This window comes from Sphingosinicella sp. CPCC 101087, from assembly GCF_004151485.1.
Classification (GTDB): domain Bacteria; phylum Pseudomonadota; class Alphaproteobacteria; order Sphingomonadales; family Sphingomonadaceae; genus Allosphingosinicella.
The window spans coordinates 193,009-218,964 of the sequence record NZ_SBFF01000002.1; the positions used below are offsets into that span (position 1 = coordinate 193,009).

21 protein-coding genes are annotated in these 25,956 nt (G+C 67.4%); 12 read left to right on the plus strand and 9 right to left on the minus strand.

Going from position 1 to position 25,956, the window contains the following annotated elements; all coding sequences use genetic code 11:
• Positions 1-60: 60 nt before the first annotated feature.
• The 3 genes from EKM57_RS04200 to EKM57_RS04210 form a co-directional block, all read right to left on the minus strand.
• Complete coding sequence (locus EKM57_RS04200) at positions 61-576, minus strand: N-acetyltransferase (protein ID WP_129791447.1); 516 nt, start codon at positions 574-576, stop codon at positions 61-63.
• Between the two features lie 73 nt (positions 577-649).
• The gene (gene hemF, locus EKM57_RS04205; protein ID WP_129791224.1) at positions 650-1,507 is read right to left on the minus strand and encodes an oxygen-dependent coproporphyrinogen oxidase; all 858 of its coding nucleotides are present in this window, start codon (positions 1,505-1,507) and stop codon (positions 650-652) included.
• Between the two features lie 16 nt (positions 1,508-1,523).
• Positions 1,524-1,973 carry a tRNA (cytidine(34)-2'-O)-methyltransferase gene (locus EKM57_RS04210; RefSeq protein ID WP_129791225.1) on the minus strand — a complete coding sequence of 150 codons (450 nt, stop codon included), beginning with the start codon at positions 1,971-1,973 and terminating at the stop codon, positions 1,524-1,526.
• Positions 1,974-2,163: 190 nt separating this feature from the next.
• Here EKM57_RS04210 and petA point away from each other — a divergent pair, with 190 nt between their 5' ends.
• The 5 genes from petA (at position 2,164) to EKM57_RS04235 (ending at position 6,315) form a co-directional block, all read left to right on the plus strand.
• The gene (gene petA / locus EKM57_RS04215) at positions 2,164-2,730 is read left to right on the plus strand and encodes a ubiquinol-cytochrome c reductase iron-sulfur subunit (protein ID WP_129791226.1); all 567 of its coding nucleotides are present in this window, start codon (positions 2,164-2,166) and stop codon (positions 2,728-2,730) included.
• A gap of 11 nt (positions 2,731-2,741) precedes the next feature.
• Positions 2,742-4,040 carry a cytochrome b/b6 gene (locus EKM57_RS04220; protein ID WP_129791227.1) on the plus strand — a complete coding sequence of 433 codons (1,299 nt, stop codon included), beginning with the start codon at positions 2,742-2,744 and terminating at the stop codon, positions 4,038-4,040.
• A gap of 15 nt (positions 4,041-4,055) precedes the next feature.
• Positions 4,056-4,970 (plus strand): cytochrome c1, encoded by a 915-nt coding sequence (locus EKM57_RS04225; RefSeq protein WP_129791228.1) that lies wholly within the window; start codon positions 4,056-4,058, stop codon positions 4,968-4,970.
• 103 nt (positions 4,971-5,073) lie between these two features.
• Positions 5,074-5,613 (plus strand): adenine phosphoribosyltransferase, encoded by a 540-nt coding sequence (locus EKM57_RS04230; RefSeq protein WP_129791229.1) that lies wholly within the window; start codon positions 5,074-5,076, stop codon positions 5,611-5,613.
• A 162-nt stretch (positions 5,614-5,775) separates the two neighbouring features.
• Positions 5,776-6,315 carry a hypothetical protein gene (locus tag EKM57_RS04235; protein ID WP_129791230.1) on the plus strand — a complete coding sequence of 180 codons (540 nt, stop codon included), beginning with the start codon at positions 5,776-5,778 and terminating at the stop codon, positions 6,313-6,315.
• A gap of 59 nt (positions 6,316-6,374) precedes the next feature.
• Here EKM57_RS04235 and EKM57_RS04240 read toward each other — a convergent pair whose 3' ends face one another.
• Both EKM57_RS04240 and EKM57_RS04245 read right to left on the minus strand, forming a co-directional pair.
• Positions 6,375-6,815, minus strand: coding sequence for a MaoC family dehydratase (locus EKM57_RS04240; protein WP_129791231.1), 441 nt, complete (start codon positions 6,813-6,815; stop codon positions 6,375-6,377).
• A gap of 172 nt (positions 6,816-6,987) precedes the next feature.
• Positions 6,988-8,535 (minus strand): alkaline phosphatase, encoded by a 1,548-nt coding sequence (locus EKM57_RS04245; RefSeq protein ID WP_129791232.1) that lies wholly within the window; start codon positions 8,533-8,535, stop codon positions 6,988-6,990.
• A 146-nt stretch (positions 8,536-8,681) separates the two neighbouring features.
• On the opposite strand from EKM57_RS04245, the gene EKM57_RS04250 reads away from it, so the two are divergent.
• Both EKM57_RS04250 and EKM57_RS04255 read left to right on the plus strand, forming a co-directional pair.
• Positions 8,682-9,152, plus strand: coding sequence for a MarR family winged helix-turn-helix transcriptional regulator (locus EKM57_RS04250; protein WP_129791233.1), 471 nt, complete (start codon positions 8,682-8,684; stop codon positions 9,150-9,152).
• A 21-nt stretch (positions 9,153-9,173) separates the two neighbouring features.
• Positions 9,174-9,575, plus strand: a complete 402-nt coding sequence (locus EKM57_RS04255; protein ID WP_129791234.1) for a DUF1398 family protein — start codon at positions 9,174-9,176, stop codon at positions 9,573-9,575.
• On the opposite strand, the gene ychF is transcribed toward EKM57_RS04255, so the two are convergent.
• Entirely contained in the window at positions 9,576-10,676 is a 1,101-nt protein-coding gene (gene ychF / locus EKM57_RS04260) for a redox-regulated ATPase YchF (RefSeq protein ID WP_129791235.1), read from the minus strand.
• A gap of 140 nt (positions 10,677-10,816) precedes the next feature.
• Here ychF and EKM57_RS04265 point away from each other — a divergent pair, with 140 nt between their 5' ends.
• Positions 10,817-13,270, plus strand: a complete 2,454-nt coding sequence (locus tag EKM57_RS04265) for a zinc-dependent metalloprotease (protein ID WP_129791236.1) — start codon at positions 10,817-10,819, stop codon at positions 13,268-13,270.
• 130 nt (positions 13,271-13,400) lie between these two features.
• Here EKM57_RS04265 and lysA read toward each other — a convergent pair whose 3' ends face one another.
• A complete protein-coding gene (lysA, locus tag EKM57_RS04270) occupies positions 13,401-14,672 on the minus strand; it encodes a diaminopimelate decarboxylase (protein ID WP_129791237.1) in 1,272 nt (423 codons plus the stop codon).
• 71 nt (positions 14,673-14,743) lie between these two features.
• On the minus strand, positions 14,744-17,572 hold the full coding sequence (locus tag EKM57_RS04275; protein ID WP_371414115.1) for a TonB-dependent receptor plug domain-containing protein: 2,829 nt from the start codon (positions 17,570-17,572) through the stop codon (positions 14,744-14,746).
• A gap of 358 nt (positions 17,573-17,930) precedes the next feature.
• Between EKM57_RS04275 and EKM57_RS04280 the strand changes: the two genes are divergently transcribed.
• Complete coding sequence (locus tag EKM57_RS04280) at positions 17,931-19,430, plus strand: permease (protein WP_243450881.1); 1,500 nt, start codon at positions 17,931-17,933, stop codon at positions 19,428-19,430.
• Positions 19,427-20,455: a serine hydrolase gene (locus EKM57_RS04285; RefSeq protein ID WP_129791239.1), complete on the plus strand. Its 1,029-nt coding sequence runs from the start codon at positions 19,427-19,429 to the stop codon at positions 20,453-20,455. Before EKM57_RS04280 ends, EKM57_RS04285 begins: the two co-directional genes overlap by 4 nt.
• Here EKM57_RS04285 and dacB read toward each other — a convergent pair.
• Positions 20,452-21,921, minus strand: coding sequence for a D-alanyl-D-alanine carboxypeptidase/D-alanyl-D-alanine-endopeptidase (gene dacB / locus EKM57_RS04290; RefSeq protein ID WP_129791240.1), 1,470 nt, complete (start codon positions 21,919-21,921; stop codon positions 20,452-20,454). The genes EKM57_RS04285 and dacB overlap by 4 nt on opposite strands.
• A 149-nt stretch (positions 21,922-22,070) precedes the next feature.
• Between dacB and EKM57_RS04295 the strand changes: the two genes are divergently transcribed.
• Both EKM57_RS04295 and EKM57_RS04300 read left to right on the plus strand, forming a co-directional pair.
• On the plus strand, positions 22,071-24,110 hold the full coding sequence (locus tag EKM57_RS04295) for an alpha/beta fold hydrolase (protein ID WP_129791241.1): 2,040 nt from the start codon (positions 22,071-22,073) through the stop codon (positions 24,108-24,110).
• Complete coding sequence (locus tag EKM57_RS04300; protein ID WP_129791242.1) at positions 24,107-25,951, plus strand: amidohydrolase family protein; 1,845 nt, start codon at positions 24,107-24,109, stop codon at positions 25,949-25,951. Before EKM57_RS04295 ends, EKM57_RS04300 begins: the two co-directional genes overlap by 4 nt.
• Positions 25,952-25,956 lie beyond the last annotated feature (5 nt).

The following is a 25,956-nucleotide window of genomic DNA, read 5'->3' on the forward strand; positions in this document are numbered from 1 at the left end:
ACTCCCCGAGTTCGAGCCCGTCTCCCGCAGGGGAGGCGCCTGTCCGGCCAAGGTCTGTGCCTAGCCCAGGAGGGGTATCTGCGGCGCGCAGTCGCGCGGAAGAAGGCCGGACAAGCGGGGATCGGGGAAGGTTTCGAACGCTCGGCGACGCGCGACGAAGCCGGCGCGCATGTAAGCGGGCAGGGCGGCGGGATGATCGAGCGTACAGGTGTGCACCCGCACCAGGTGAACGTTCGACCGCCAGGCGAGCGCGAGCGTCTGCGCGAGCAGCCAGCGGCCGTGCCCGCGCCCCGCCAGTTCCGGAGCGAGGGCGAGGAAGCGGATCAAGCATTCGCCGGGCGTCCGCAGATCGAGCTCGAGGAGGCCGCAGTCCCGGCCCGCGTCGTCCATCACGGCATGGACCTCGGCGAGCTGCCTGGTCAACGTCCTGTCGTCCATCGTCAGGCGCGAGAACCACAGCCATTTCGCGCCGACGCGGCGGAACAAGGCGCGATAGCGGTCGAGGTCGACCGTCGCCCACCGCTCCAGCCGCAGCGGCGAATCGGGAATGGCGGCGGAAAGTGGCCGGGTGGTCATCTCGAGATACGTCACCACCGCGGCGACGTGGCCGCGCGGCACGTCGACCAGGGCGGCGCTCACCCGCCGAGCCTCACGACCAGGTCGCGAGGGGCGGCAGACTCATCAGGATGGCATCGACATTTCCGCCGGTCCTGAGCCCGAACAAGGTCCCGCGATCGTAGATCAGGTTGAACTCGGCATAGCGGCCGCGCCACTCGAGCTGCCGCGCCCGGTCCGCTTCGTCGAAGGGCGTATCGCGCCGCCGCCTGACGATTTTCGGATAGACGTCGAGGAACGCCTCGCCCACATCACGGGTGAACGCGAAATTGGCGTCAAACGTTGCCCCGCGCTCCTGGCATTCGAGATGATCGTAGAAGATCCCCCCGACGCCCCGGTGGACGCCCCGATGGGGGATGAAGAAATAGTCGTCCGCCCATTTCGAGAAGCGGGTGTAGTAAGTCTGGTCGTGGGCGGCGCAGGCCGCCCGAAGGCGGGCATGGAACTCGGCCGTATCCTCCTCGTAGGGAATGGGCGGATTGAGATCGGCGCCGCCGCCGAACCAGCGCCTGGTCGTGACCAGGAAGCGCGTGTTCATGTGCACCGCGGGGACATGCGGATTGGCCATGTGGGCGACGAGGCTGATGCCGGTGGCGAAGAAGCGCGGATCCTCGGCTGCGCCGTGGATGGTTTGCGCGAATTCGGGATTGAAGCGGCCGGCGACGGTCGAGACGTTCACGCCGACCTTCTCGAACGCCTTGCCCTTCATCACGCCGCGAACGCCGCCTCCCCCGGGCGCGCCGTCCGGATCCTCGCGGTCCCAGGAAATATAGTCGAATCGGGCATCTCCGCCGGCCTCGGCCTCGATCGCCTCGAATTCGGCGCAGATCCGGTCACGCAGCGATTCGAACCAGTCCCGCGCCGCCTGCTGCTCGGCGTCCAGCTCCATCATAAGGGCGCTACCTCGATCATAACGGCCATCCTTCCGTCTGCCTCAGGCCTTCGGCGAGCGCGATGCCCGCAGCGACCGCGATATTCAAGGAGCGGGTGCCGGCGACTTGCGGGATCCGGACCCGGAGCCCGGCGCGGCGATGCACCGGCGGCGGCGCGCCCGCACTCTCCGAGCCGAGCAACAGCAGGTCGTCCGGAGCGAATCGCGCGGCGTCGAGCCGGGTCTCGCCCTTCGTGGTGAGCAGGACCAGCCGACCGGTGAGCGCCGCATCGAAGCTTTCCCAGTCGGCGTGCCGCGTCACGCGGGCGAGCCCGGCATAGTCCATGCCGGCCCGTTTCAACGCCCGGTCGCCCCAGGGAAAGCCGCACGGCTCGATAATGTCGACGGCAACGCCGAGGCAGGCCGCGAGCCTGAGTATCGTCCCGACATTGCCCGCCTGATCGGGCTGGTAAAGCGCAAGCCGCATCGAGCCACTCCCTGTGCTTGTCCATCGTCGCGCGTGGGCGGCAACGGGCGCCCGCGTCCAAGCGCGGCAAAATGGCAGTTGGCAAACTGCGCGCCACGCGTCTATCAGGCGCCGCGAGCCGCCAAGGCCGTCCGGCCTAAGCAGGGGGCGGTATGCGCTTATTTGTAGTCTGGACGCGCTGAAGGACATTATGGCGACGGTTGAACATCACGAGGCAACGGCCCCGGCCGGCGAAGACGGGCTCCGTCGACGCGACTTCATCAACATCGCAGCCGTGAGCGTTGCCGGCGTCGGCGGCGCCGCCTTGCTCTATCCGCTGGTCAACCAGATGAATCCGTCGGCCGACGTGCTCGCGCTCGCCCAGATCGACGTCGATATCTCGTCGATTCAGCCTGGGCAGGCGATCAAGACGATCTGGCGCAAGCAGCCGATCTTCATCCGGCATTTGACTCCCCAGGAGATCGAGGCGGCCAATGCGGTGGACGTCGGCTCGCTGCGCGACCCCCAGACGCTGGCCGACCGGACCAAGCCGGACAAGGCGCAGTGGCTGATCACTCTCGGGGTGTGCACCCATCTCGGCTGCGTGCCGCTGGGCGCGTCCGAGGGCGAGAATCGCGGTGAATATGGCGGCTATTTCTGCCCCTGCCACGGCTCCCACTACGATACCGCCGCGCGCATTCGCAAAGGCCCGGCGCCAACCAACCTGGAAGTGCCGGAATATGAATTCATGTCCGACACCGCTGTCCGCATCGGCTGAGGTCTAGATCAATGAGCTTTCCCTGGGCTGAAGAATATCGTCCCAAGCATCCGTTCATGCGCTGGCTGGACGAGCGGCTGCCTCTGCCTCGGCTGGTCTACGGCGCGGTCGGAGGCGGCTATCCGGTGCCGCGCAACCTGAACTATTTCTGGAATTTCGGTGTGCTCGCCGGCGTCGCCCTGGCGCTGCAGATCGTCACCGGCATCGTGCTGGCGATGCATTACGAAGCCAATGCGGAAACCGCGTTCAACTCGGTCGAGCACATCATGCGCAACGTGAACCAGGGCTGGTTCCTGCGCTACGCTCACGCCAACGGCGCGAGCTTCTTCTTCATCGTCACGTATATCCACATCTTTCGCGGCCTCTATTACGGCTCCTACAAGGCGCCGCGCGAGATGGTGTGGATGCTCGGCCTGGTCATCTTCCTGCTGATGATGGCTACTGCCTTCATGGGCTATGTCCTGCCATGGGGGCAGATGAGCTTCTGGGGCGCCAAGGTGATCACCGGCCTGTTCGGCGCGATCCCGCTGGTGGGCGAGCCGGTCCAGCAATGGCTGCTCGGCGGCTTCGCGCCCGACCAGCCGACGCTGACCCGCTTCTTCTCGCTCCATTATCTGCTGCCGTTCGTCATCTTCGGCGTGGTCGTGCTGCACATCTGGGCGCTGCACATACCGGGATCGGGCAATCCGACCGGCGTCGACGTCAAGTCGCCGCAGGACACGGTGCCCTTCCATCCCTACTACACCGCCAAGGACGGGTTCGGGCTGGGCGTCTTCCTGATCCTCTTCGCGATCCTGCTCTTCTTCCTGCCGAACTATCTGGGTCATCCGGACAATTATATTCCGGCCAACCCGCTCTCGACGCCGGCGCATATCGTCCCCGAATGGTATTTCTGGCCGTTCTACGCGATCCTGCGCGCCTTCACCGTCGACTTCATCCTTCCGGCCAAGCTGTGGGGCGTGCTGGCGATGTTCGCATCGATCCTGCTGCTCTTCTTCCTGCCCTGGCTGGACAAGTCGCCGGTCCGGTCGGGCAGCTATCGGCCGACCTTCCGCATCTTCTTCTGGATCCTCATCGCCGACGTGCTGGTGCTCGGCTATTGCGGAGGCATGCCGGCGGAGGAGCCTTGGGTAATGCTCAGCCAGGTCGCCACGATGTACTATTTCGCACACTTCCTCCTCATCCTGCCCATCCTGTCGATGGTGGAGCGCACGCTTCCGCTGCCCAATTCGATTTCGGAAAGCGTGCTGCATGGCGAGGAACAGGAAGCGGCGCCGGTCGGTGTGAAGCCGGCCACGGCAGCCGAATAAGGGGACGAGACGATCATGGTTCGGTTTTTCGGCTTTCTGGTCGGCCTCGGCTTCGTCGGCGTCGCTGCCTGGTCGCTGCTCTGGGGCGTCATCGCTTATGTAAGCGAGCCGCCGGCGGAGACGGTGGAGCATCGATTCCACCTCCATCCGGAGCATGTCGACTTTTCCTTCGAGGGCCCGCTCGGGCGTTACGACCGCCAGCAACTGCAGCGCGGTTTCCAGGTCTACAAGGAAGTTTGCGCGGCCTGCCACGGCCTGAACCAGGTGGCTTTCCGCAACCTGGCGGATCTCGGCTATAGCGAAGCGGAGGTCCGCGCGATCGCCGACCAGTGGCAGATCCAGGTTCCGTCCATCAATCCGGAAACGGGCGAGCCCGCGGGCCGCAACCCGATTCCCGCCGACCGCTTCCCCGATCCCTATCCGAACGAGACGGCGGCGCGTGCGGCGAACAACAATGCGTTCCCGCCCGATTTGTCGCTGATGGCCAAGGCCCGCGAAGGCGGCGCGCACTACATCCATTCGCTGCTGATCGGCTATCGCAACCCGCCGGCGGAGCTGCCGGAAGCGAACCGGCCGGGGCAGGGGCTCTATTACAATCCCTATTTCGCCAACCTCAACATCGCGATGCCGCCGCCGCTCACCGCCGACGGGCAGGTCACCTATGCCGACGGCACACCGGCGACGATCAACCAGATGTCGACCGACGTTTCAGCCTTCCTGAACTGGGCGGCCGAGCCCAAGCTCGAATCGCGTCATCAGGGCGGCCTGGTCATCCTGATCTTCCTGATCTTCGCCACCATCCTTGCTTATCTCTCCTATCGGAACATCTGGGCGGCGGCGAAACGGAACGTCCGCGCGACCGGCCCGCTTGATCCGGCGAACATCGCCCGGCGCCAGGCGGCGGAGCGCGAGGCAGGGATCGAAGGCTGACGTCGAGACGCCCGCAGCGCCCTGCTCCTCGCGGAGCGGGGCGCGGCGGGCCGCCGGCCGGCTCGCTTGTTTCCGGCCGGGCCAAGCTCGGGGAGCGGATTCGATGATCGGATCGAACGACGATCTCAAGGCGCTGATCCGGACCATTCCGGACTTTCCCAAGCCCGGCATCCAGTTTCGAGACGTCACCACCCTGCTGCTCGACGGCGCCGGCTTCGCGGCGGCGATCGAACGGCTCGCCTTCAAGATCGAGGAAAAGCCGGACCTCGTCGCCGGCATCGAGGCGCGCGGCTTCATCGTTGCGGCTGCGCTGGCGCAGCGGCTCGGCGCGGGGGTGCTGCTGATCCGCAAGGACGGCAAGCTCCCAGGCCAGACCATCGCCGAGGATTATGCCCTCGAATATGGCACCGACCGGCTCACCATGCATGTCGATGCCTGCGCGCCGGGGGCGCGAGTGTGGCTAGCGGACGACCTGATCGCCACCGGCGGCAGCGCCCTGGCCGCCGCGCGCCTGATCCGTCGCGCCGGCGCCGAAGTGGCCGGCGCGGGCTTCATCATCGACCTGCCCGACCTGGGCGGCTCCGCGCGCCTGAAGCAGGAAGGCTTTCCGGTCCACGCATTGGTCGAGTTCGAAGGCGACTGACCGGCGCCGGCCCCTTCTCCCGCGCGGCATGGCCCCGTCGCGCGCGTGGGGAGCCAATCCAAGTCATTGTACGTTCAGCAAGTTTCGGGGATCCTGCTTGCATCGAGTCCGTGCGAGCGGGATCTCACCCGATCGTTCGGCGCTGCCATCGGGAGACCCTCAATGCCTTCTCGCTTCACCACCGCCGGCCTGTTGATAGCCGCCGGCCTTTCGCTTTCCGCCTGCGTGACCGACGACTACGGCTATGGCTATGGCGGCCTGTCCGTGGGCTACTCAAGCGCCGGCTATTACGATCCGTGGGGCTATTATGGCAGCCGTCCCTATTGGGGTTGGTATGACGATTATTATTATCCGGGGAGCGGGATCTACGTCTACGACCGTTGGCGCCGGCCGCACCGCTGGTCCGACCGGCATCGCCGCTACTGGTCCGAACGGCGCCAATATTGGTCCGCCCGTCGCGCCTCGCCCGAAGACCGCCGCGCGTTGCGCGACAATTGGCGCGACTTCCGCCGCGAGCGCCGGGGCGACGACCGCGACTTCCGGCAGGAGCGGCGCCAGGACCGCCGCGCCTTCAGACAGGGCGAGGTCAGCCGCCAGCAATTCCGGACCGATCGTCGCATGGACCGGCGCGAATATCGCCGCGACCTGCGTCAGGACCGGCGCCAGTTTCGTCGCGAAAACCGCCGGATCCGCCGGGACTGAGCAAGTCCGATCCCGAAGGGCGGACGCTGACACGATCGGCGGCTACGGGATTGCGGCCCCTATTCCGGGCGGCGCCGGATGAGGACGATCGACGTGTAGCGCATCACCGGCACATCGTCCTGGTTGGTGACCGTCGTCTCGGTCCGGAAGGAGCCGATGTCCGGTTTGCTGCGTGACGGCTTCTTGTCGATGACCGTGCCGCGGACATGCAGGGTGTCGCCGGGATAGACCGGCTTCAGCCAGCGCAGCTCGTCGACGCCCGGCGAGCCGAGTCCCGCCTGCTGGCCGAGATGTTGCGCGATCACTGCCATGGTCATGGCCGCCGTGTGCCAACCGCTGGCCGAAAGACGCCCGAAATAGGTCTTCGCCGCTGCCTCGTCCGAGAGGTGGAAGGGCTGGGGATCATACTTTCGGGCGAATTCGAGCACCTCCTCGCGGGTGACCTCGTAACGGCCGTAATAGGTCTCCTTGCCGACCTCGAGATCCTCGAAATAGATCACGCCTTCCTCCCTCCACCGGCTCACCGAATATAGGTTCGCCTTTGCAACCAATTTGCCGGAGATTCCAGCCTTTCAGTGAGGGAGGACCGCGCATTCCGCCGAACCGGCTGGATCCGTCCGCTGCCGGAAGGCCAAAGGCGAGGGCGAGGAGCCCGGCCGAAATCGCCGCGCATCAGCTGCTCAGCAGATCCACCTGCCCGTGCGGCACGGCGAGGGTGGCGCGCTTGCTCAGCGCTCCGTCCGGCGTGGACACGCGGTCGACGACCATGAAGTTGGTCCGCCAGGCGTCCGGCGTCACGTCGCAGGTCAGGTAGCCGCGCTGGTCGTTGACGAACTTGAGCTGGGGATTGTTGGCGAGGATCGTGTCACTTCCCGGACGAAGGTTTTGGCCGTCGCCGCCGCTGGAAATGGAGGTGGAAACGAACTCGGCTGCGATCGGACGGTCCCGGTCGTCGTGGAGCAATCCGGCCCAGTTCTGGTGCTCGTCGCCGGTCAGCACGACGACATTGTCGAGCCCGCGCAGTCGCGCGAACAGACGCTGGCGCGGCCCTTCGTAAGCCGCCCACGTGTCCATGTTCATGATCCTGGCGGGAGCTTCGTTGGGGCTGCGGCGCCGATCGACCGACATCATCATCACCTGCTGGGCCAGGCAGTTCCAGCGCACGTCGCGGCGCTGAAGATTGCGCGCGAGCCAGGCTTCCTGCTCGGCGCCGAGCATGGTCGCCTCGGCCGAGCGGACATCCGCGCAGACCGGCTTGAAGCCGTCGTCGCAGGGCTGGTCGGAGCGATACTGGCGGGTGTCGAGGAAGTTGAGCTCGGCCAGGTTGCCGAACCGGGCGCTGCGATACGCCTGGATCGCCGCGGCATTGGGGAAGGAGGCCCGCCGCACCGGCATATGCTCGTACCAGGCCTGGAAGGCGGCGGCCCGGCGCAGGCGGAAGACCTCCGGCGGCGTGTCGCGATGGTCGATAGCGGCCACCCAATTATTGTCGACCTCATGGTCGTCGAAGGTCGTGAAGAAGGCGTGGGCGGCATGCGCGCGCTGGAGGTCGGCGTCGGCCTTGTACTGGGCGTAGCGCCGCCGATAGTCATCGATGCTGAAGAGCAGCTGGCCGGCATGCTGGCGGACCGGGACGAAGACGTCGCCCGTCCAGTGCTGCGGGCGCAGCGGGTCGCCGCGATATTCGTAGATATAGTCGCCATAATGGAAGACGAAGGCGAGATCCTCGCGCGCCAGGTGCCGATAGGCGGTGTAGAGGCCGTCTTCGAAATTCTGGCAGCCGGCGACGCCAAAGCGCAAAGCTTGCGGCGCAGAGGCAGGATCGGGCAGGGTGCGGGCGCGGCCGCGGATGGTGCGCTCCCCGCCCGCCTCGAAGCGGTACCAATAAGGCCGGTCGGGTTGCAGGCCGGTCACTTCGACATGAACCGAATGGGCTAGCTCGGGCCGCGCCTGCGCTTCGCCCTGGGCGACCATCGACTGGAAGCGCTCGTCGCCCGCCACCTCCCATTTGACCGGCATCGCGCCCATGCCCATGCCCCCATGCGGCTCGAGCGGATCGGGGGCCAAGCGGGTCCAGATCACGAAGCCGTCAGGGGCCGGATCGCCCGAGGCGATTCCGAGGCTGAACGGATAGTTCCGCCACATCGTCTGGGCCCGGAGGAGGGCAGGCGCGGCCAGCAGGGCGGCGGCGCTGGCGGCGAACTGGCGGCGGTTGAGCATGGAGTGGAACTATCCCCTGAACGTGACGAGTTCGAGTCGCCTTGCCTCTCCCTAGGTCAGGTCGCGCCGGAGCAGAAGCTTGCCGATTGCTGCGGCCCGTGCCCCTATAGTTGACTAGGAAGCTAATACTGGTTTACTTGGAAATTATGTTGGATTTGGAAGAGCAAGAAGCAGCGAGCGGTCTGGAGCGGCACGTCGGATACTGGCTGCGCTTCGTCTCGAACCATGTTTCCCATGAGTTCAGCCGCCGTGTGTCGGCGCAGGGCGTGACCGTCGCCGAATGGGTGGTGCTGCGGGCGCTGCTGGATCGGTCGGACTGCGCGCCAAGCCGCCTCGCCGGCGACCTCGGCATGACGCGAGGGGCCATTTCGAAGCTGGTCGACCGGCTGGCGGCGAAGCGACTGGTCGAAAAGCGACAGGTAGGGAGAGACCGCCGTTTCCAGCAGGTCTCGCTGACTTCCGCCGGACGCCGGCTGATCCCGGAGTTGGCTGCGGAAGCGGACCGGAACGATGACGTCTTTTTCGGCCATCTCGGCTTGCTCGAGCGGGAGAATCTCATCGCGCTGCTTCGGGATGTCGTAGCGCGCCACGGGCTGAAGGAAGTGCCGGTCGACTGAGGACGTGAAAGGAGAATCGTAATGAAGGGCGAATTGGTGGAGGTGATGGAGTCGGTGTGCCGGGGATCCGAAGCTGGGTCGATGCGCTTCCCCGAAGTCGTCCGCCTCCTCGATGCTGCCGGCGTCGAACAATATCATGCCGACCTGCGGCGCTCCGAGCGAACCTACTATCTCTCCGACGGTCATTCGCACGTCCTGGCCAGCGCTCTCGGCCATGACAGTTTCGGCGCGGATTTCTCCGAGGAGGGAATCAGGCGGGCGCTCGACCAGGTGCAGCGGGGCAAGATCGACTATGCGGAATTCTGCGACAGGATCACGACGGCGGGCTGCACGGGCTATATCGTCTCAATCGCGGGGCGGCGGGCAATCTATCTCGGCCGCACCGGCGACCTGTACGTCGAGAATTTTCCTCCGGTGCTCTGATCACACATTGAACCGGAACAGCATCACATCGCCGTCCTGGACGACATATTCCTTGCCCTCCGAGCGCAGCTTGCCGGCCTCGCGCGCCGCCGCTTCGCCGCCGCAGGCGATATAGTCGTCATAGGCGATCGTCTCGGCGCGGATGAAGCCCCGCTCGAAGTCGCTGTGGATTACGCCGGCGGCCTGCGGCGCCTTGGCGCCCTTTTCCACCGTCCAGGCTCGCGCTTCCTTGGGGCCCGCGGTGAAGAAGGTGATGAGGTGCAGGAGGCCGTAGCCGGCGCGGATGATCCGGGCCAGGCCGGTCTCCTCCAACCCCAGATCCTTGAGGAATTCGGCCCGGTCCTCGGGCGGCATGGTCGCGATCTCCGCCTCGATGGCGGCGGAGATGATCACCGCCTTGGCGCCTTCGGCCTCCGCCCTGGCGGAGACGGCTGCGCTATGTGCATTTCCGCTCGCGGCATCGGCTTCGTCGACGTTGCAGACGTAGAGGACCGGCTTGGCGGTAAGGAGCTGCGCCTGGGCGAAGGCCTTCTTCTCCTCCTCATCCTTCGGCTTGGTGAGCCGCGCCGGCTTCGAATCCCGCAGCAATTCGAGCGCCTGGCCGAGCACGGAAGCCTGGACTTTCGCTTCCTTGTCGCCCTGCTGCGCCTTCTTGGCGAGGTTCGGGACCCGCCGCTCGAGCCCCTCCAGGTCGGCGAGCATCAGCTCCGTCTCGACCGTCTCGGCGTCGGCGACGGGATCGACCCGCCCCTCGACGTGGGTGACGTCACCGCCCTCGAAGCAGCGCAACACGTGGACGATGGCGTCCACCTCGCGAATGTTGGCGAGGAACTGGTTGCCGAGGCCTTCCCCCTTGGAGGCGCCGCGCACCAGCCCGGCAATGTCGACGAATTCGAGCTGGGTTTCGATCTCCTGCGCCGATTTGGCGATCGCGGCGATGCGGTCGAGGCGCGGATCGGGCACCGCCACCCGCCCGACGTTCGGCTCGATCGTGCAGAACGGATAGTTTGCCGCCTGCGCCGCCGCCGTCTCCGTCAGCGCGTTGAAGAGGGTGGACTTGCCGACATTCGGCAGCCCGACGATTCCGCAACGAAAGCCCATTTTCGTTCCTGCTCAAGGGGAGGCCGGCACGGCCGGCGCGTCAGCGACCGCCGTTAGACGGTCGGCGCGATGAACGCCAGCGTCGCTCGACACTGCCGCATCGCCTTCTTACTGTGCCGCCTCGCTTAAGGGGGTGCCCGATGAATCCTGTCCTGATCCGTCTGCTGTCCGCGTTGCTGATCGCGTCGTCGCCCTTGCCCGCCCTGGCGCTCGCGACGCCGCAGGAGGCGCTTCGCGGCACGGAGGTCCAAGAAGGATTGCTTCCGGTCCATGTCGATCGGGACGGCGGGCGGATTCTGCTGTCGCTGCCCGCACCCGACGCCGACGGTTTGGCGGGCCGATTCATCCATGTCACTGCGCTCGAGACCGGCCTGGGCTCGGCCGCTTTGGGTCTCGACCGGGCGCTGAGCGGCGGATCGCGCCTGCTCGTCTTCCGGCGCATCGGCCGCCGAATCGCGGCCGAGATCGAAAATCCCCGTTTCCGCGCCGCCGGCGCGCCGGCCGGGGAGCAGGAAGGGGTGAGGCGGGCCTTTGCCTATTCGACGGTCTGGATCGGCGACATTGCCGCCGAGACGGCCGACGGGCGCCTTCTCGTCGACATCTCCTCCTTCCTGACCCGGGACGACATGAATATCGCGCAGGCCCTGCGCGAGCAGGAGAATGGCGATTATCGCCTGGATTCCGACCTGAGCATCGCGGACACCAATTTCGTCCGGGTCTTCCCTCGCAACATCGAGCTTCAGTCGCGGCTCACCTTCGTCAGCGCGAAGCCGGGGCCGGAGGTCGGAAACATCGTCCCGGTCAGGGGCAATGCCAGCTTCGTCGTCCGCCACTCCCTCATCGCCTTGCCCGAGCCGGGCTATCAGCCGCGCCGGTTCGACCCGCGCGCCGGGACGTTCGGTAGCCAGGTGGTCGACTTCGCCGCCCCGCTGGGCAGTCCCGTCGTCTACGAGCTCGCCAACCGCTTCCGGCTCGAGCCGCTGGATCCCGGCGCGGCGCGCTCGCGCGTTCGCCAGCCCATCATCTTCTATATCGACACCGCCGCGCCCGAGCCGATCCGCACGGCCTTGTTCGAGGGCGTCGCCTGGTGGCGCGAGGCGTTCGAGGCAGCCGGCTATGTCGACGCCTTTCGCGTCGAGATGCTTCCGCCGGGAATCGATCCGCTCGACATCCGCTACAACGTCGTGAATTGGGTCAACCGCGCCACGCGGGGCTGGTCCTACGGCCAGGTGATCGAGGACCCTCGAACCGGCGAAATCATCAAGGGCCAGGTCCTCCTGGGTTCGCTCAGGGTGCGCCAGGACATGCTGATCTTCCAGGGCCTGGTCGGCGCCGGGCTAACCGGCACCGGCGATCCCAACGATCCGGTCGCCGCCGCGCTCGCCCGCATCCGCCAGCTTGCCGCCCACGAAGTCGGGCACGCGCTCGGCCTGGCCCACAACTTCGCGGCCAGCATCCAGGGACGCTATTCGGTCATGGACTATCCGGCGCCGAGGGTGCGGCTGGCGGACGGGGCCATCGACCTGACCGATGCCTATGGCGTGGGCGTCGGGCGCTGGGACCTGTTCGCCGTCGACTGGCTCTACGGGGCGCAGACCGACGCCGAAGCGGCCCCGATCATGGCGGCGGCGATGGCCGAGGGGCTGCGCTACGTCGCCGACGACGATGCTCGGCCGGCCGGCGCCGCCCATCCGATCGGCAGCTTGTGGGACGACTATGCCGATCCCGTAGAGGAATTGCGGCGGATGATGGACGTGCGCGCCGTGGCGGTTTCGCGCTTCGGCCCCGAGGCGATCGGCCCGGGCGAGCCGGAGTCGAGCCTGCGCCGCGCCTTCGTCCCGATCTGGCTTCTGCACCGTTACCAGGTCGATGCGGCGGCGAAGCTCGTTGGGGGAGTCGACTATAGCTATGGCGTTCGCGGGGGCGGCCACGCGGCCGCCCAGGCCGTCTCCGCGGGCGACCAGCGTCGTGCCCTCGGCGCCTTGCTCGACACGCTTTCGCCCGCGGCCTTGACCGTCCCGCCGCCGCTGGTGCCGAGCCTCTCCGTCGGCTGGTCGGGGAATCGCGACCGGCAGACCGATATCGAGATCATGCCGACCGCGGGCGGACCCGTCTTCGACCCGTTCGCAGCGACGGAGACCGGCGCCGCGGTGACGCTGTCCGGTCTGCTTGCGCCCGAGCGGCTCAACCGCCTGGAGATCCAGCACCAGGCCGACCCGCAACTTCCCGGTGCGGACGAACTGATCGATCAGCTGATCGATCGGACGTTCGACTTCGGCGATCTCGGCGAAGCGCAGGCGGCCGTCCAGCGGCGGATCGCGACGACGACGGTGCTGGCGCTGGCGCGCGTGCAGCGTGATCCGGAATTGTCGCCGACGCTGGCCCTTGCTTTGTCGGAGCGCCTCGTCCGTCTGTCTTCGAGCCTCGCCCGCACCCGCGGCGACGGGATGCAGCGCGACTGGAGCCGCGGTCTGGCGCGGCTGCTCGCCGACCGGGAGGCGCTTCAGCAGGCGGTGACAGACGAGCGGCGGCTGCCGAAAATTCCGCCGGGCATGCCCATCGGAGCCGCGGAAGGGGAGTGGCCGGGGCTCTAGGACATCATGGCGTGCGGCGAGTGACGAGGGCTGGCCGCGCCCCGCGCCACGAGGGTGGGATGGCGCCCGCCAGGGTCCACCCACCAGTGGGAACGTCTCCTGAAGAGCGTCCGGAAAGTCCGTCAGAATCCTATTCGGCGCGCTTGAGCCACGGCGGCACATCTTCGTCCGCGAGATAGGCTTCGTCTCCGCGCCGCGGCCGGACCACCGCCCACTCGCCTCCGTCGACGAGCACTTCGGGCGCCAGCGCCCGCGAATTGTAGGTGCCGGCCATGGCAGCGGCATAGGCGCCCGCCGTATGGATGAGCATCAGGTCGCCCGCCTGGACCCGGTCCAGCCGGCGCGCCAGCGCGAAGACGTCGCCGCTCTCGCAAACCGGACCGACCACGTCGGCGACCATTTCCCCGCCTCTGGGCGCGACGGCGCCGAATTCGTGCCACGCATCATAGAGGCTCGGTCGCAGCAGGTCGTTCATCGCGGCATCGACGATCACGAACGGAGATCTGGGACCGGACTTGATCCGGATGACCTCGGTCAGCAGCACGCCTGAATTGCCGACGATCAGCCGGCCGGGTTCGAAGATCAGCCGCACGTTCCAGCCGCGGGTCAGGCGCGTGACCATGGCGCCATAATCTTCCACGCTCGGCGGCGGCTGCGAGGAGGGATCATATTGCACGCCGAGGCCGCCACCCAGGTCCGCCGTGTGGATCCTATGCCCTTCGGAACGCAGCTGCGCGATCATTCCTCCCAGCTTGGCGATCGCCGCCTCGAGCGGCGCGAGGCGGGTGAGCTGGCTGCCGATATGGACCGCCAGCCCCATGAGCTCGAGCCCCGGCAGGCTTTGCAATGCCCGGCAGGCGGCCGCCGTCTCGTCGATGGGAATGCCGAACTTGTTGTGGGCTGCACCGGTCGAGATCTTCGCGTGCGAGCCGGCGTCGACATCGGGATTGATCCGGAAGGCCACAGGCGCCGTCCGACCCACGGACTGCGCGACCTGGGACAGCATTTCGGCCTCGGGAAAGGATTCCAGGTTGAACTGGCAAAGGCCGCCCTCGAGCGCGAGCCGCATCTCGGCGGCCGTCTTGCCGACACCGGAAAATACGATCTTGTCGGGAGCGACCCCGGCCGCGCGCGCGCGGCGATACTCGCCGCCGGACACGACGTCGGCGCCGAGCCCTTCCGCCGCCAGCGCGGTCAGAACGGCGATGTTCGGGTTGGCCTTGACCGCATAAGCGACGAGCGGATCGCCGAGAGGGGCGAGGGCGGCGCGCAGAGCCTTAGCCTGGCTGCGCATCGCATTGGCCGAATAGACGAAGACGGGCGTACCGACTGCCTGCGCTATTGTGGGCAGGGGCACGTCTTCACAATGGGTCACCCCGTCGCGAAGATGGAAATGACTCATTCCTGGTCCTCGATATACGCCAAACGAAAGCCGCGGCCCCCGGGGGAGCCGCGGCTTCCAAGGTAGCTCCGTCAGCGCATCTGCATGCGAACGCCGACCCGGAAGGCGCGGCCGAGCAGATCGCTGTAGGTCGAATTGGCCGCGAGGCCAGTCTCCGGCAGCAGGATGGGGTTGGAGTCGAACACATTGGTGACGTTCACGAAGAATTCGGCGTCGCCGCGCCCCAGGAAGTCGATCTTCTGCGTCAAGTTGAGGTCGACGTAGAAGGCTCCCGATATGTCGAGATCGTCATAGGTCGGGAACTGAGGAGTCGAAACCGGGCAGCCGGTCTGGCACTCGATGCCGTTGGCGACGTAGACGCCCGAGCTCACACCGCGTCCCACGGCGGTGATCGACATGTCATCCGTGTCGTAGGTCGCGCTGAAGCGATAGATCCATTTGGGCGTGCTGTACTGGCCGCCGTTCGCGCCGACCGTGTTGAGCGGCACCGTCCCTGCGACACCCGTGTCGGTGATGTTGTCGATGTAGCGCGTCGCCATGCCGCGCAGCGTGAAGCTGCCCTCGGCATTGGAGAAGACGTCGCTCAACGGCAGGCGGTAGGTCGCCTCGAAGTCGATGCCGCGCACCAGCTTGCTCGCAAAGTTGAACGGCTGGCTGCGGATGAGCAGGTAAGGCTGTCCCGGCTGGGATCGCGCCGGGTCCTCCGTGATCGCGTCGCAGAATGCCTGGATTCCCTCGAAGCAGCGATTGACGATTTCCTGCGCGGTGAGGCTGTCGATCACATCCTCCATGTCGATCCGGAAATAGTCGACCGACGCGCTGAAGCCCGGCAGGAAGCGCGGCGAGACGACCGCGCCGACGTTCCACGAATCGGCCTTTTCGACGCCCAGATCCGGATTGCCGGTGGAGAAACCCGAATAGCCGAACGTCGCCGGTCCGTTCGCCCCATCGGGCGTGAAGGCCGGGTTGCGCACCGAGTCGCTGTTCGCGGTGCCGGCCTGGAAGAGCTCGTTGAGGTTGGGCGCGCGAACGTCGCGCGATCGCGTGACCCGCAGCCTGATATCGTCGATCGGCTGCCATGTGGCGCCGGCGCGCCAGGTCGTGACGTAGCCGGCCGTCGAATAATCGGTGGCCCGCACGGCGCCGTTGAACTCGAGGCCGAAGCCCAGCGGCACGACCGTCTCGAGATAGGCCTCCTTCACGTCATACTTGCCGTTGGTCGGCAGATAGTTGCCGACCGACCAGACGTTCGTCGTCGTGTCGTTGTCGTTGATGATCGGCTGGAATTCCTGCGGAACGAAGCCCTCGATCTTCTCCTCGCGATATTCGGCGCCGACCGCGACGCTGACGTCACCGGCCCACGTCGCGAAAGGCGTGAACGACAGGTTGGCGCCGGCAACGATCTGCTCCACGGTCTCGTCGCGATAGGGATCGCCGAGCACGTAGGGGATCGCCGCCGGATTGGCGACGCCTATGCCGAGACGGTTGAGCGGCACGCAGCCTGCATCGTCATTGTCCGGATTTGCGTCGACATTGATCCGGCAGACGATGGGGCTGGAAGTGTCGCCAGGAACCGAAAACACGGCGTCGGTCGCGTTCCTCAGCCGCCCTATATGCATGATGTTGCGCAGCTGCTCGCGCAGATCGGCACGTCCATATTGTCCGAACACGTTCCACAGGGCCGGTCCGCCGAACAGCTCGAAATCACCCTCGGCGCCAAGCACGTAGCGTTGCACCTCGCGCTTGTTGTTCGCCGCGCGGAAGGGAAGATCGCGGGCCGTCGTCGCGATCGTCACCGAGGTGATGCCCGCCAGCCGTTCCGCGCCCAGCGTGTTGATGAGGAAGGCGTTGTCGGCTTCCAGCCGAACGCCGGTGTTCAGGTTCGGGCCGGCGTTGAAGAAGACTTCCTGCCAATTGTACGAGCCTTCGGCGAACAGCTCGACGCCGTCCGCGACCTCGTAGCTGAGCCGCCCGAAAACGCCGCGGCGGTCGTCCTCCGGGTCGAGGCCGATGCGCCGTCCGGAATCGTTGACGCGCCAGTCGCCGCCCTGCGTCAGCGTCGGCGGGGCGGACCCGTCGGGCGACGGAAAGGTCAGCTCGCCATATTGAAGCTGGTTCACCGCTCCGCCGCCGGTGAAGTAAAGGCCGCGCAACCGATTGGGGATCCCGCCGGTCGATCCGGTGATGAGGCCGCCCGGAGTCGAGTTCACCGCGCCGACCTGGCGCCGGATGAGGAATTGCGGCGTGGTGCTGGTCGACGTCCAGTTGGGATCCTGGATTCGCACGAAGCCGGTATGGTTCCAGTCGCGATCGACGTCGAAGATGCCGTCGCGATGCGCGATCTCGCCGCTCACCAGCACATGGCCGCGGCCGCCCGCGAAGGACATGCCGCCCGCGATTCCGACCGAATAGTTGAACCCGTCGCCGCGAGAGGTGATGCCGGTGTCCCCCTGGAACTTCAGCCCTTCGAAGTCCTTGTCGAGGATGAAGTTGACGACACCGCCGATCGCGTCCGAGCCGTAGGTCGCCGAAGCGCCACCCGTGACAACCTCGACCCGCTCGACGAGCAATTGCGGGATCGTGTTGACGTCCACCAGGCCGGTGACGGTCGAGGCGACCGACCGGCGGCCGTCGAGCAGCACCAGCGTGCGGACCTCGCCCAAGTTGCGCAGATTGAGCGCGTTGATGCCCGCCTGCCCGCTGCTAAGGTTCAGGCGTGAGTTGGATGGCCGCGTCGACCCGGCGAGCGCCGGCAGCTGGTTGACGAAATCGGCGACATTGTTGGTCGGCGAGCTGTTCTGGATCTCTTCCTGAGTCAGCACGGTGAGCGGAGTCGGCGCCTCATAGCCGTCACGGACGACGCGGGTGCCGGTGACGATGATATCGTCCCGGGTTTGCACGTCGCTCGACGATCTCTCGGCTGCCTGAGCGGCAGCGGAATCCGGACCTTGGACCGGCGCCGTCTGGGCCGATGCGGTACCGGCCAGCGCGAGCGCAGCGCAAGCTCCTCCAGAAAAGAGCAATGATTTCAGCGAAATGGAAGCAAGCATCTGATCTGTCCCCCTGGGCAGCGGCCGAACTCCATTAAGTAACAATTATGAAACAGATCGCCATAGTTTCTGTTGGCCAATCCATAACCTGTCGCCATTGTGCCGCGGAAAGGCCGGCGGACATGCTACCAGCGCAGCCGTGAAGACGGTCCGCGAGGAGGCCGCGACGGGGAGGGCGATGGCGTCACAGGCACAAGACGGAGGCGCGTTGACGGGCGAGGTCGTGCCGAGAGGCCTCGGCCGGCAGGCGCTCTACGTGCTGCTCGGCTTTTCGGCCGGCTTACCCTTCTACATGTTTTCGACCGTGCTGTCGCTCAGGCTGCAGGCGCACGAGGTCGGGCTGGTCGTCATCGGCTTCTTCGCCTGGGTGCAATTGCTGCCGACCTTCAAGTTCCTGTGGGCCCCTCTGCTCGACCGCTATGAGGTCCCGGGCTTCGGCCGCTTCTGGGGCAAGAGGCGCGGCTGGATCATGCTCGCGCAGCTCGGCATCTTCGTCTCGATGGCGACGATGGGCCTCACCTCCTCTGACGAAAATCTCGGAATAACGGCCTTGTTCGCCGTGCTGCTCGCCTTCTGGACGACGACGCTGGAGGTCGCCGCCGATGCGTGGCGCATCGAGCTCGCGCCGACGCAGGCCGAACAGGGCCCGCTCGCCGCCGCCAACCTGTGGGGCTACCGCACCGCCATGGTCGCGGCCGGCAGCGGCGCGCTGCTCGTCGCCGATCAGCCCGGCTGGGGCTGGACCGGCGCCTATCTCGCCATTGCCGCCGCCTCCTTCCTGCCTTTCCCGCTTCTTGCGCTGATGCGGCCCGATCCCGGCCATGGGGGCAGTCGCGGCCGCGCGCTGCTGACCGGCCTCGGCGCGAGCGCCGTCATCCTCGGCGCTGCGACGGCCATCGTCGCGATGGTCGGCTGGCTGCTGCTCGGCGCCGCCTCGGGCGTCGGCGTCACCGGCCAGACCAACGTCACGCCGTTCGTGCTGGTGATCTGCATGGTGCCGTTTCTGCTCATGGCGGCGGCGCTGCCGAAGATCCGCAAGCTCCCGCCGACCGCACCGGCGCGGCGCTCCGTTGTGATCGGCCCCTATGTCGACTTCTTCTGGCGCTATGGTTTTATGGCCCTGGCACTGATGGCCTTCGTCTCCATCTACCGAATGGGCGACGTGCTCGCCCTCAACCTTTCCAAGCCGATGATCCGCGAGCTCGGTTACTCGCTCACCGAGATCGGCCTTGCCGACAGCTATGTCGCTTTGGTCTCGAGCATCGTCGGCGTGGGACTCGGCGGCTGGATGGCGGCACGGTGGCGGCAGGGGTGGACGCTCGCGCTCGGCGCTATCTTCGCTGCGCTGGGCAATTTCGGGTTCGTCTGGCTGGCCCATCAGCCCGTCGACGGCGCCGCGCTCTACATCGCCACGGCGGCCGACCAGTTCGGCAACGGCATGGCCGGCGCCGTGTTCGTGGTCTATCTCTCGATGCTCGTAAATCCCCGCTATCCGGGCGCCCAATATGCATTTCTGTCGGGATTCGCCTTCCTGCTGCCGCGGCTGCTGTCCGGGGCGGGCGGCGGGATCGTCGAGGCCTTCGACCGCGCCGGCTATCGAGGTTTCGACCTGTTCTTCGCCCTGTCGGGGCTGTTGAGCCTGGCCGCGCTTTTGTTCCTGCCGATCATCGCCAATGCGAGACCGCGGCCGGCGGAGAATTCGGCATGATCGACGCGGTGGCGGAGCGGGCCTTCGCGCCTGCGGCGGAGGCCGTGGCTGCCGGCCGCATACCCGGCGCGGTGCTCGGCCTCGTTTCGGCCGACGGGCGGCGGGCGACCCGCCTGGCCGGCATGGCCGCGCTGCTGCCGGAACCGGAACCGCTGACGGAGCATCACTGGTTCGACCTCGCCTCAGTCTCCAAGGTCATCGCCACGACGACCATGATCCTGACCCTGGCGGAGGAGGGACGGATCGGTCTCGACCGGCCGCTCACCGACGCGATACCGGACCTGCGCCAATATGAGGTCGCGACGGCACCCGAGCGGAACCTGACGTTCCGTGACTGCCTCGCCCATCGCACGTTCCTGCCGGCGGTCGAGCCGATCTACACGTATGGCGACGACCCGGACCGTCTACGCGCGTTCGTGCTGCAGCGGGCGTGGCGCCATGGCCCGGCAGTCTATTCCGACATCAACTTCATCCTCCTCGGAATTGCCGTCGAGCGGATTACCGGCGCGCCTTTATCGGAATGGCGGCTCGGGCCGGGCTTGAGCTTCGGCCCGCCGCCCGGACCGGCCGTAGCGACCGAAGCCTGCTCCTGGCGCGGGCGCGTCATGAAAGGCGAGGTCCATGACGAGAATGCCTGGGCGCTCGGCGGGGCGCCCGGCCACGCGGGGCTGTTCGGGACGGTGGCGGGCGTGCTCGACTTCGCAGCCGGCTTGCTGGACGGCGGCGGCACCACGCCGTTCAGGCTCGAAGCGATCCGCACGCCCGTGTACGGGCACCGCACCTGCGGCTGGGAACGCCGCTTCGAAAGCTGGCCTGGCGGGGACGCATGCTCGGACGAAACGATCGGGCATACCGGCTTCACCGGCACCGGCCTTTGGGTGGATTTCGGCCGCGGCCTCGCCTGGACGCTTCTCACCAACCGCGTCCATCCGTCCCGGCATCGCGAGACCGGCATCCTGGAGTTGCGCCGTGCCACGGGCGATGCGGTGATCGCCGCCTGGGACGAGGCTAGGGCCAGACCCTAATTTGCCGCCGCGATCAACGCGAGCGCCGAATCCATCGTCTCGGTGGCGCCGGCGTCACCGGGAACGTCATTGGCGTAAAAGGAGAAGATCAGGGTTTGGCCGCTGCGGGCGATCATATAGCCTGACAAAGCATTGGTCGCGTTGAGCGTTCCCGTCTTGGCGAACAGGCGGCCCTGGAGCGGTGTGCCGCGGAAGCGGCGGGCCAGCGTGCCGTCTTCTCCGGCAATCGGGAATGTCGCGCGCCACGCCGCGCCCCACGGCTGCGCGGCAGCCCAGCGCAGCAGAGTGGCGACCGCTCGCGGCGCCAGGCGGTTGTAGGTAGACATGCCTGAGCCGTCGGAAAGGTCCCAGGCGGTCCTCGGCACCCCCGCCCGTTCCATCATGGCCGCAATCACCGCGACGCCATCCTCGATCGAGCCGGAACCGGCGATGAGCCCGAGCCGGCGGATGAGAAGCTCGGAATGTAGATTCTGGCTGACCTTGTTGACGTGCACGACGTCCTCGAGGAGCGGCGGAGGGGTCAGGCGCGCGAGCGCCTCCGTTGCCGGCGGCCGGGGCGCCGGGGCGTCGTTGCGATTTGCCGGATCATCGGCCGGCGTGAACGGCCGGTGACGGACCTGGGTCTCACCGGTCACCCGGACACCGCGTGCTTCGAGCAGGGCCCGCAGCCGCCACGCCGCGAAATGGGCCGGATCGTCCACGCCGAGCCGCAGCGTTTCGGGCTCGGCGCCGGCCGCGATCGTTCCGCTGAGGCGCAGCGTGCGGCTGCCCGGCAGCCGGTGGAAGCTCAGCTCCGTCGCCCCGTCCGCGACCGTCGTGGCGACGTTGAGCACCTCGTAATATGGCAATATCTCGACCGCGGGACGCTCGCCGACGGCGCCCGGCGAAACACGCATCGGCAGTTCGTTGTCGTCCAGCGTCAGCGCCGAGATGGCGGTGCCATATCGGGTCTGGATGTTGTTCCAGCTCATCCCGGGGCTCCAGCGCTGGTCGGGGAAGAGGCTGTCATCGCCGACGACATGGCGCACCTGGCGCGCCCGCGCCGCGACGGTGTCGGCCAGTGCGGCGAGGCAATTCACGACGCAGTCCGGCGCACTCGACAGGCGGGCATCGCCATGCCCGGTCAGGATGACGTCGGGCACGCTCCGCCCGTCTCCGTCGAGCCGCACCGCCGCGCCGCCCACCGCGTCCGGCTGATCCAGCCCGGCCAGGTTCGCGAAGATCGCGGCGGTGGTCAGCATCTTCGTGTTGGACGCCGGGATGAAGCGGCCGTCTGGATTGATCGCGATCAGTTCGCGGCCATCCTCGGTCGTGACCATCAGCCCGAAGCGCGTTCCGGGTCCCGCGGCCCCCAACGCTGCCTCGACCCGTTGCTGAAGCGGCGCCTGCAGGGCCTGGGCCGGAGAAGCCACACAGATTGCGAGGGCCAACAAGGCGCCGAGGGGAGGGAGACGGAGGGTTGGCATGAACAAAGCCTAGGGCACATCGCGCGAGGAACAACCCGGCATCGCTCATTCAGAGCGTTGCCGCCGCTATAACGCGGGGGCATTTCCATCCGGCCGGCGCTTGCGTGGCGCGCGCGCAGCGGCTTCAAGCATAGGCCATGGCGCCGCGCATGTTCTTCCGCCTCTGGCTGGCCGTCATCGGCCTTGCACTCTCCCAGCCCGGCGTCGCCCAGGAACGTGGCCGTCTTGCCGAGGCGCTCGGCCTGCCGGTGGCGAGCGGCCTCGTCGGCGCGCGCGACGAGCCCCGCTTCGCGTGGGTCGAGAATGAAGCCGGGGTGCGCAACATCTGGATGGCGACGGCCGGCCAGGCGACGCACCGCCTCACCGCCTTCACAGAGGATGATGGTCAGGAACTCTACGGCCTCGTCCTGAGCGACGACGGCGCCAGCCTCGCCTTCGTCCGCGGCGGCGACGAGGAATTCCCGGATCAGCAGGCATTGCCCAATACCGGCATCGCGCCGACCACGCCGGCCCAGGAGGTGTTCCTGGTCTCCACGCGCGGCGGCACGCCGCTGGCCATAGGGGAGGGCCATTCGCCCATTTTCTCGCCGGACGGCGAGCGGCTGGCCTTCACCCGCCGGGGCGAGTTGTGGCTTTGGACGCGCGGCAGCGAGGCGCGGCGCCTTGCCAAGGTCGACGGCCATGTCGATCGCCTCACCTGGTCGCCGGACGGCACCCAGCTGCTGTTTTCCGAAGATCGCGGCGAGCACAGCTACGTAGCGATCCTGGATGCCGACGGCCAACGGCTTCGCTATCTCGATCCGGGACTCGGCCATTCCGTCGAACCGATCTTCTCGCCGGACGGGCGTGAGGTCGCCTTCGTCCGCTATCTTTCGCCGCCCGCCGAAGCCTCTCCCGACAGCGGACCTTATTGGTCGATCCGGATCGTCGATCTTGCCACTGGGGTCGCCCGCACGCTCTGGTCTGCGCCCTCGGGGCCTGGCGGCCGCTATGTCGGAACGCGCAGCCGCAATCTCTTCTGGAGCCGGGGCGGCCTGATCCTCTTTCCCTGGGAGCGCACCGGCTGGCTTCACATCTATGCACTGGAGGCACGGCGGGGCAGCGAGCCGCGCGCGCTTACCGGCGGCGACTTCGAGGTGGAAACCTTCCTGATCGACCGGGAGCGGGATCTCCTCCTCTACGCGGCGAATGCCGACCATATCGACCGCCGTCGCATCTGGAGCCGGCCGCTGGGGGATGGCGCGCCGATGCGCCTGAGTGACGGCGACGCCATGCACTTCTTCCCGACGATTGCCGGCGGCCAAGTGGCCGCGATCGCGACGGACGTCTCCAATCCGGCCCACCCTGTCCTGCTCGGCGAGCAAAACCTGCCTCTGGCCCAGGTGCCCACCGCCACCGGCTTCGCTGCCCCGGAACCCATCACATTCCGGGCAGCCGACGGTCTCGAGATCAGGGGCCAGCTCTTCCGCGCGCGCGGTGCCGGAAGGCGCCCCGCTCTGGTGTACGTTCATGGAGGTCCGCGCCGGCAGATGCTGCTCGGCTTTCACCCATCCAGCTATTATTCCAATGCCTACGTCATGAACCAGTATCTGGCGGGCCAGGGCTATCATGTGCTGGCCGTGAACTATCGGGGCGGCACCGGCTACGGATCAGCGTTCCGCGACGCGCCGGACACCGGCCGGGAGGGGGCGTCGGAATATCGCGACATCCTCGCCGCCGGCCGTTGGCTGGCCGCACAGGACGAGGTTGACCCGGCTCGCATCGGTGTCTGGGGCGGAAGCTGGGGCGGCTATCTCACCGCGCTCGCCCTGGCCCGGGACAGCGACCTCTTCGCCGCCGGCATCGATTTCCACGGCGTCCACAGCATGCTCCGCCCGGTGCCGAACACGCTGTCGCCCGAAGCGCAGGAGCGGGCACGCCAGCTTCAATGGGATTCCTCGCCACTCGGCGCGATCGAGCGGTGGCGATCACCGGTCCTGTTGATCCATGGCGACGACGATCGCAACGTCGATTTCTCGCAGTCGCTGCTCCTCGCCCGAGAGCTGGCCGCCCGCAACATTCCCTATCGCGAGCTGGTCTTCCCCAATGAGCGGCACAGCTTCTTCCGCTATGACAGCTGGCTTCGCGGCCTGCGCGCGACCGAGACGTTTCTCGACCTCACCTTGATGCGCAAGCAGCCCCTGCCGTGAGCTGGACGAAGCTCGTCTGCGTCCTGCTGGGGCTGCTGTGCCTTGGCGCTGCACCGGAGGGCGGCACGCTCATCCGCGGCGCGCATGTTTTCGACGGCACCGGCGCGCCGGCTGCGCCCGCCGACGTGCTGATCCGGGACGAGCGGATCGTCGGGGTCGGCCGCGGCCTGCGCGCTCCCCGCGGGGCCCGAGTCGTGAACGCGCGGGGCATGACCCTCATCCCGGGCCTGCACGACCTGCATACGCATCTTCGCGCGCCTGGCTTTTCGGCGCCGGAAGACCTCGGCAAGGCCTATGCCGGACATCTCGTGCACGGCGTGACCACCGTCAACGACTTCTCCGTGTCGGGCGAGATGCTGGCGCCGATCCGGGAGATGACGGGATCGGGCGCGGTCACGGCGCCGAACCTGATGCTCGCCATCCGCCTCGGCGTTCCGCAGGGGCATGGGACCGAATACGGTTGGGGCGATGCGTTCACGCTTCAGGCGACGACGCCGCGCGCAGCGGAGATCGCGATGCGTCGCGCACTTGCCTACCGGCCGAACGTCATCAAGGTGTTCACCGACGGCTGGCGCTATGGTCGATCGCCGGACCTCGACAGCATGAACCTGCCGACGCTTCGGACCATCGTCGAGCGGGCGCATGAAGCGGGCATTCCGGTCATCACCCACACCGTCACGCTGGAAGGGGCCAAAGTGGCCGCCGCCGCCGGCGTCGACGCGCTCGGCCACGGCATCGGGGATGCGATCGTGGACGACGAACTGATCGCTTTGATGCGGACGAACGGCACCGCTTATGTCCCGACGATGGTCGTCTACGAACCGCAGCAGGACCGCGCCTTCTCGCCCGCGGAGTGGCGCAAGCTGCGCGGGCCCGAGCGTGCGCGAGAAGAAGCCCGGATGGCGCAGCCGCGAGAGTCGATACCCGATCTGGAGGCGCGGCGTTGGACCATCCTCCGGGAGAATCTCCGGCGCCTGAAGGCGGGCGGCGTCCGCGTCGGCATCGGCACCGACGCAGGCATCGGCGGCGTCTATCAGGGCTCTTCGGCGGCGCGCGAGATCCGCGTCCTGACGCAGCACGGCTTCACGCCGGCGGAGGCGCTGGCCGCCGCGACCGGCGTCAGTGCAGGAATTCTCCGGCAGGCCGAAGATCGCGGCCGGATCGCGCCCGGGCAGCGCGCCGACCTCGTCCTCGTGGGCGGCCGCCCCGACGAGCGGGTCGAGGATCTGTACGATGTCCGCCGGGTCTTCGTCTCGGGGAACGAGATCGCCATCCCGGCGCTTCGGCGCCTGCTCGATTCCGATGCGCTATCGCCCCTGCCGAGCCACCGAATGGCGGGGCCGATCGATACTGGCGCAGGCAGGAACGGCCGCACCGATCTGGGCACGCTGCCGGTCGAGACGAACGAGCCCGGCATCGATCACAGCCATTTGCATCATGTCCGCGTGCAGGAGGGGCAGGGGCGCTTGTTCCTCTATGCGCGCCTGGGCGCGGCTGGGCAGCCTTATGCGAACCTCGTGCTGCCGCTCACGCCCGGAGCGATCCAGCTAGCGGACGCCCGCGGCTTCACCGGTATCGCGTTCGATGCCCGTGGGACTGGCCGCTATGCCTTGCTGCTGGAAAGCTACGGCATCGGGCCGAGAGATTCGTTCGGAACCAGCTTCAGCGCCGGCGAGACCATGCGCGAGATCGTCATCCCTTTCAGCGCGCTCCGGAGCCCCGATCCTGCGAACCGTCTCGATCTCGCGCGGCTTCGGGCGCTGGTCTTCCGGCTAGAAGGCGAGCCGGGCGGCCAAGCGGCCCTCGAGCTGGGGAACGTCCGCTTCTACAGGTCGGATTGAACCGC

Coding starts and splice junctions, on each gene's coding strand:
- dacB (WP_129791240.1), bottom strand. CDS start 21,921: ATGCCAACCCTCCGTCTCCCTCCCCTCGGCGCCTTGTTGGCCCTCGCA.
- EKM57_RS04200 (WP_129791447.1), bottom strand. CDS start 576: ATGACCACCCGGCCACTTTCCGCCGCCATTCCCGATTCGCCGCTGCGG.
- hemF (WP_129791224.1), bottom strand. CDS start 1,507: ATGATGGAGCTGGACGCCGAGCAGCAGGCGGCGCGGGACTGGTTCGAA.
- petA (WP_129791226.1), top strand. CDS start 2,164: ATGGCGACGGTTGAACATCACGAGGCAACGGCCCCGGCCGGCGAAGAC.
- EKM57_RS04225 (WP_129791228.1), top strand. CDS start 4,056: ATGGTTCGGTTTTTCGGCTTTCTGGTCGGCCTCGGCTTCGTCGGCGTC.
- EKM57_RS04250 (WP_129791233.1), top strand. CDS start 8,682: ATGTTGGATTTGGAAGAGCAAGAAGCAGCGAGCGGTCTGGAGCGGCAC.
- lysA (WP_129791237.1), bottom strand. CDS start 14,672: ATGAGTCATTTCCATCTTCGCGACGGGGTGACCCATTGTGAAGACGTG.
- EKM57_RS04210 (WP_129791225.1), bottom strand. CDS start 1,973: ATGCGGCTTGCGCTTTACCAGCCCGATCAGGCGGGCAATGTCGGGACG.
- EKM57_RS04245 (WP_129791232.1), bottom strand. CDS start 8,535: ATGCTCAACCGCCGCCAGTTCGCCGCCAGCGCCGCCGCCCTGCTGGCC.
- ychF (WP_129791235.1), bottom strand. CDS start 10,676: ATGGGCTTTCGTTGCGGAATCGTCGGGCTGCCGAATGTCGGCAAGTCC.
- EKM57_RS04220 (WP_129791227.1), top strand. CDS start 2,742: ATGAGCTTTCCCTGGGCTGAAGAATATCGTCCCAAGCATCCGTTCATG.
- EKM57_RS04235 (WP_129791230.1), top strand. CDS start 5,776: ATGCCTTCTCGCTTCACCACCGCCGGCCTGTTGATAGCCGCCGGCCTT.
- EKM57_RS04295 (WP_129791241.1), top strand. CDS start 22,071: ATGTTCTTCCGCCTCTGGCTGGCCGTCATCGGCCTTGCACTCTCCCAG.
- EKM57_RS04265 (WP_129791236.1), top strand. CDS start 10,817: ATGAATCCTGTCCTGATCCGTCTGCTGTCCGCGTTGCTGATCGCGTCG.
- EKM57_RS04230 (WP_129791229.1), top strand. CDS start 5,074: ATGATCGGATCGAACGACGATCTCAAGGCGCTGATCCGGACCATTCCG.
- EKM57_RS04285 (WP_129791239.1), top strand. CDS start 19,427: ATGATCGACGCGGTGGCGGAGCGGGCCTTCGCGCCTGCGGCGGAGGCC.
- EKM57_RS04255 (WP_129791234.1), top strand. CDS start 9,174: ATGAAGGGCGAATTGGTGGAGGTGATGGAGTCGGTGTGCCGGGGATCC.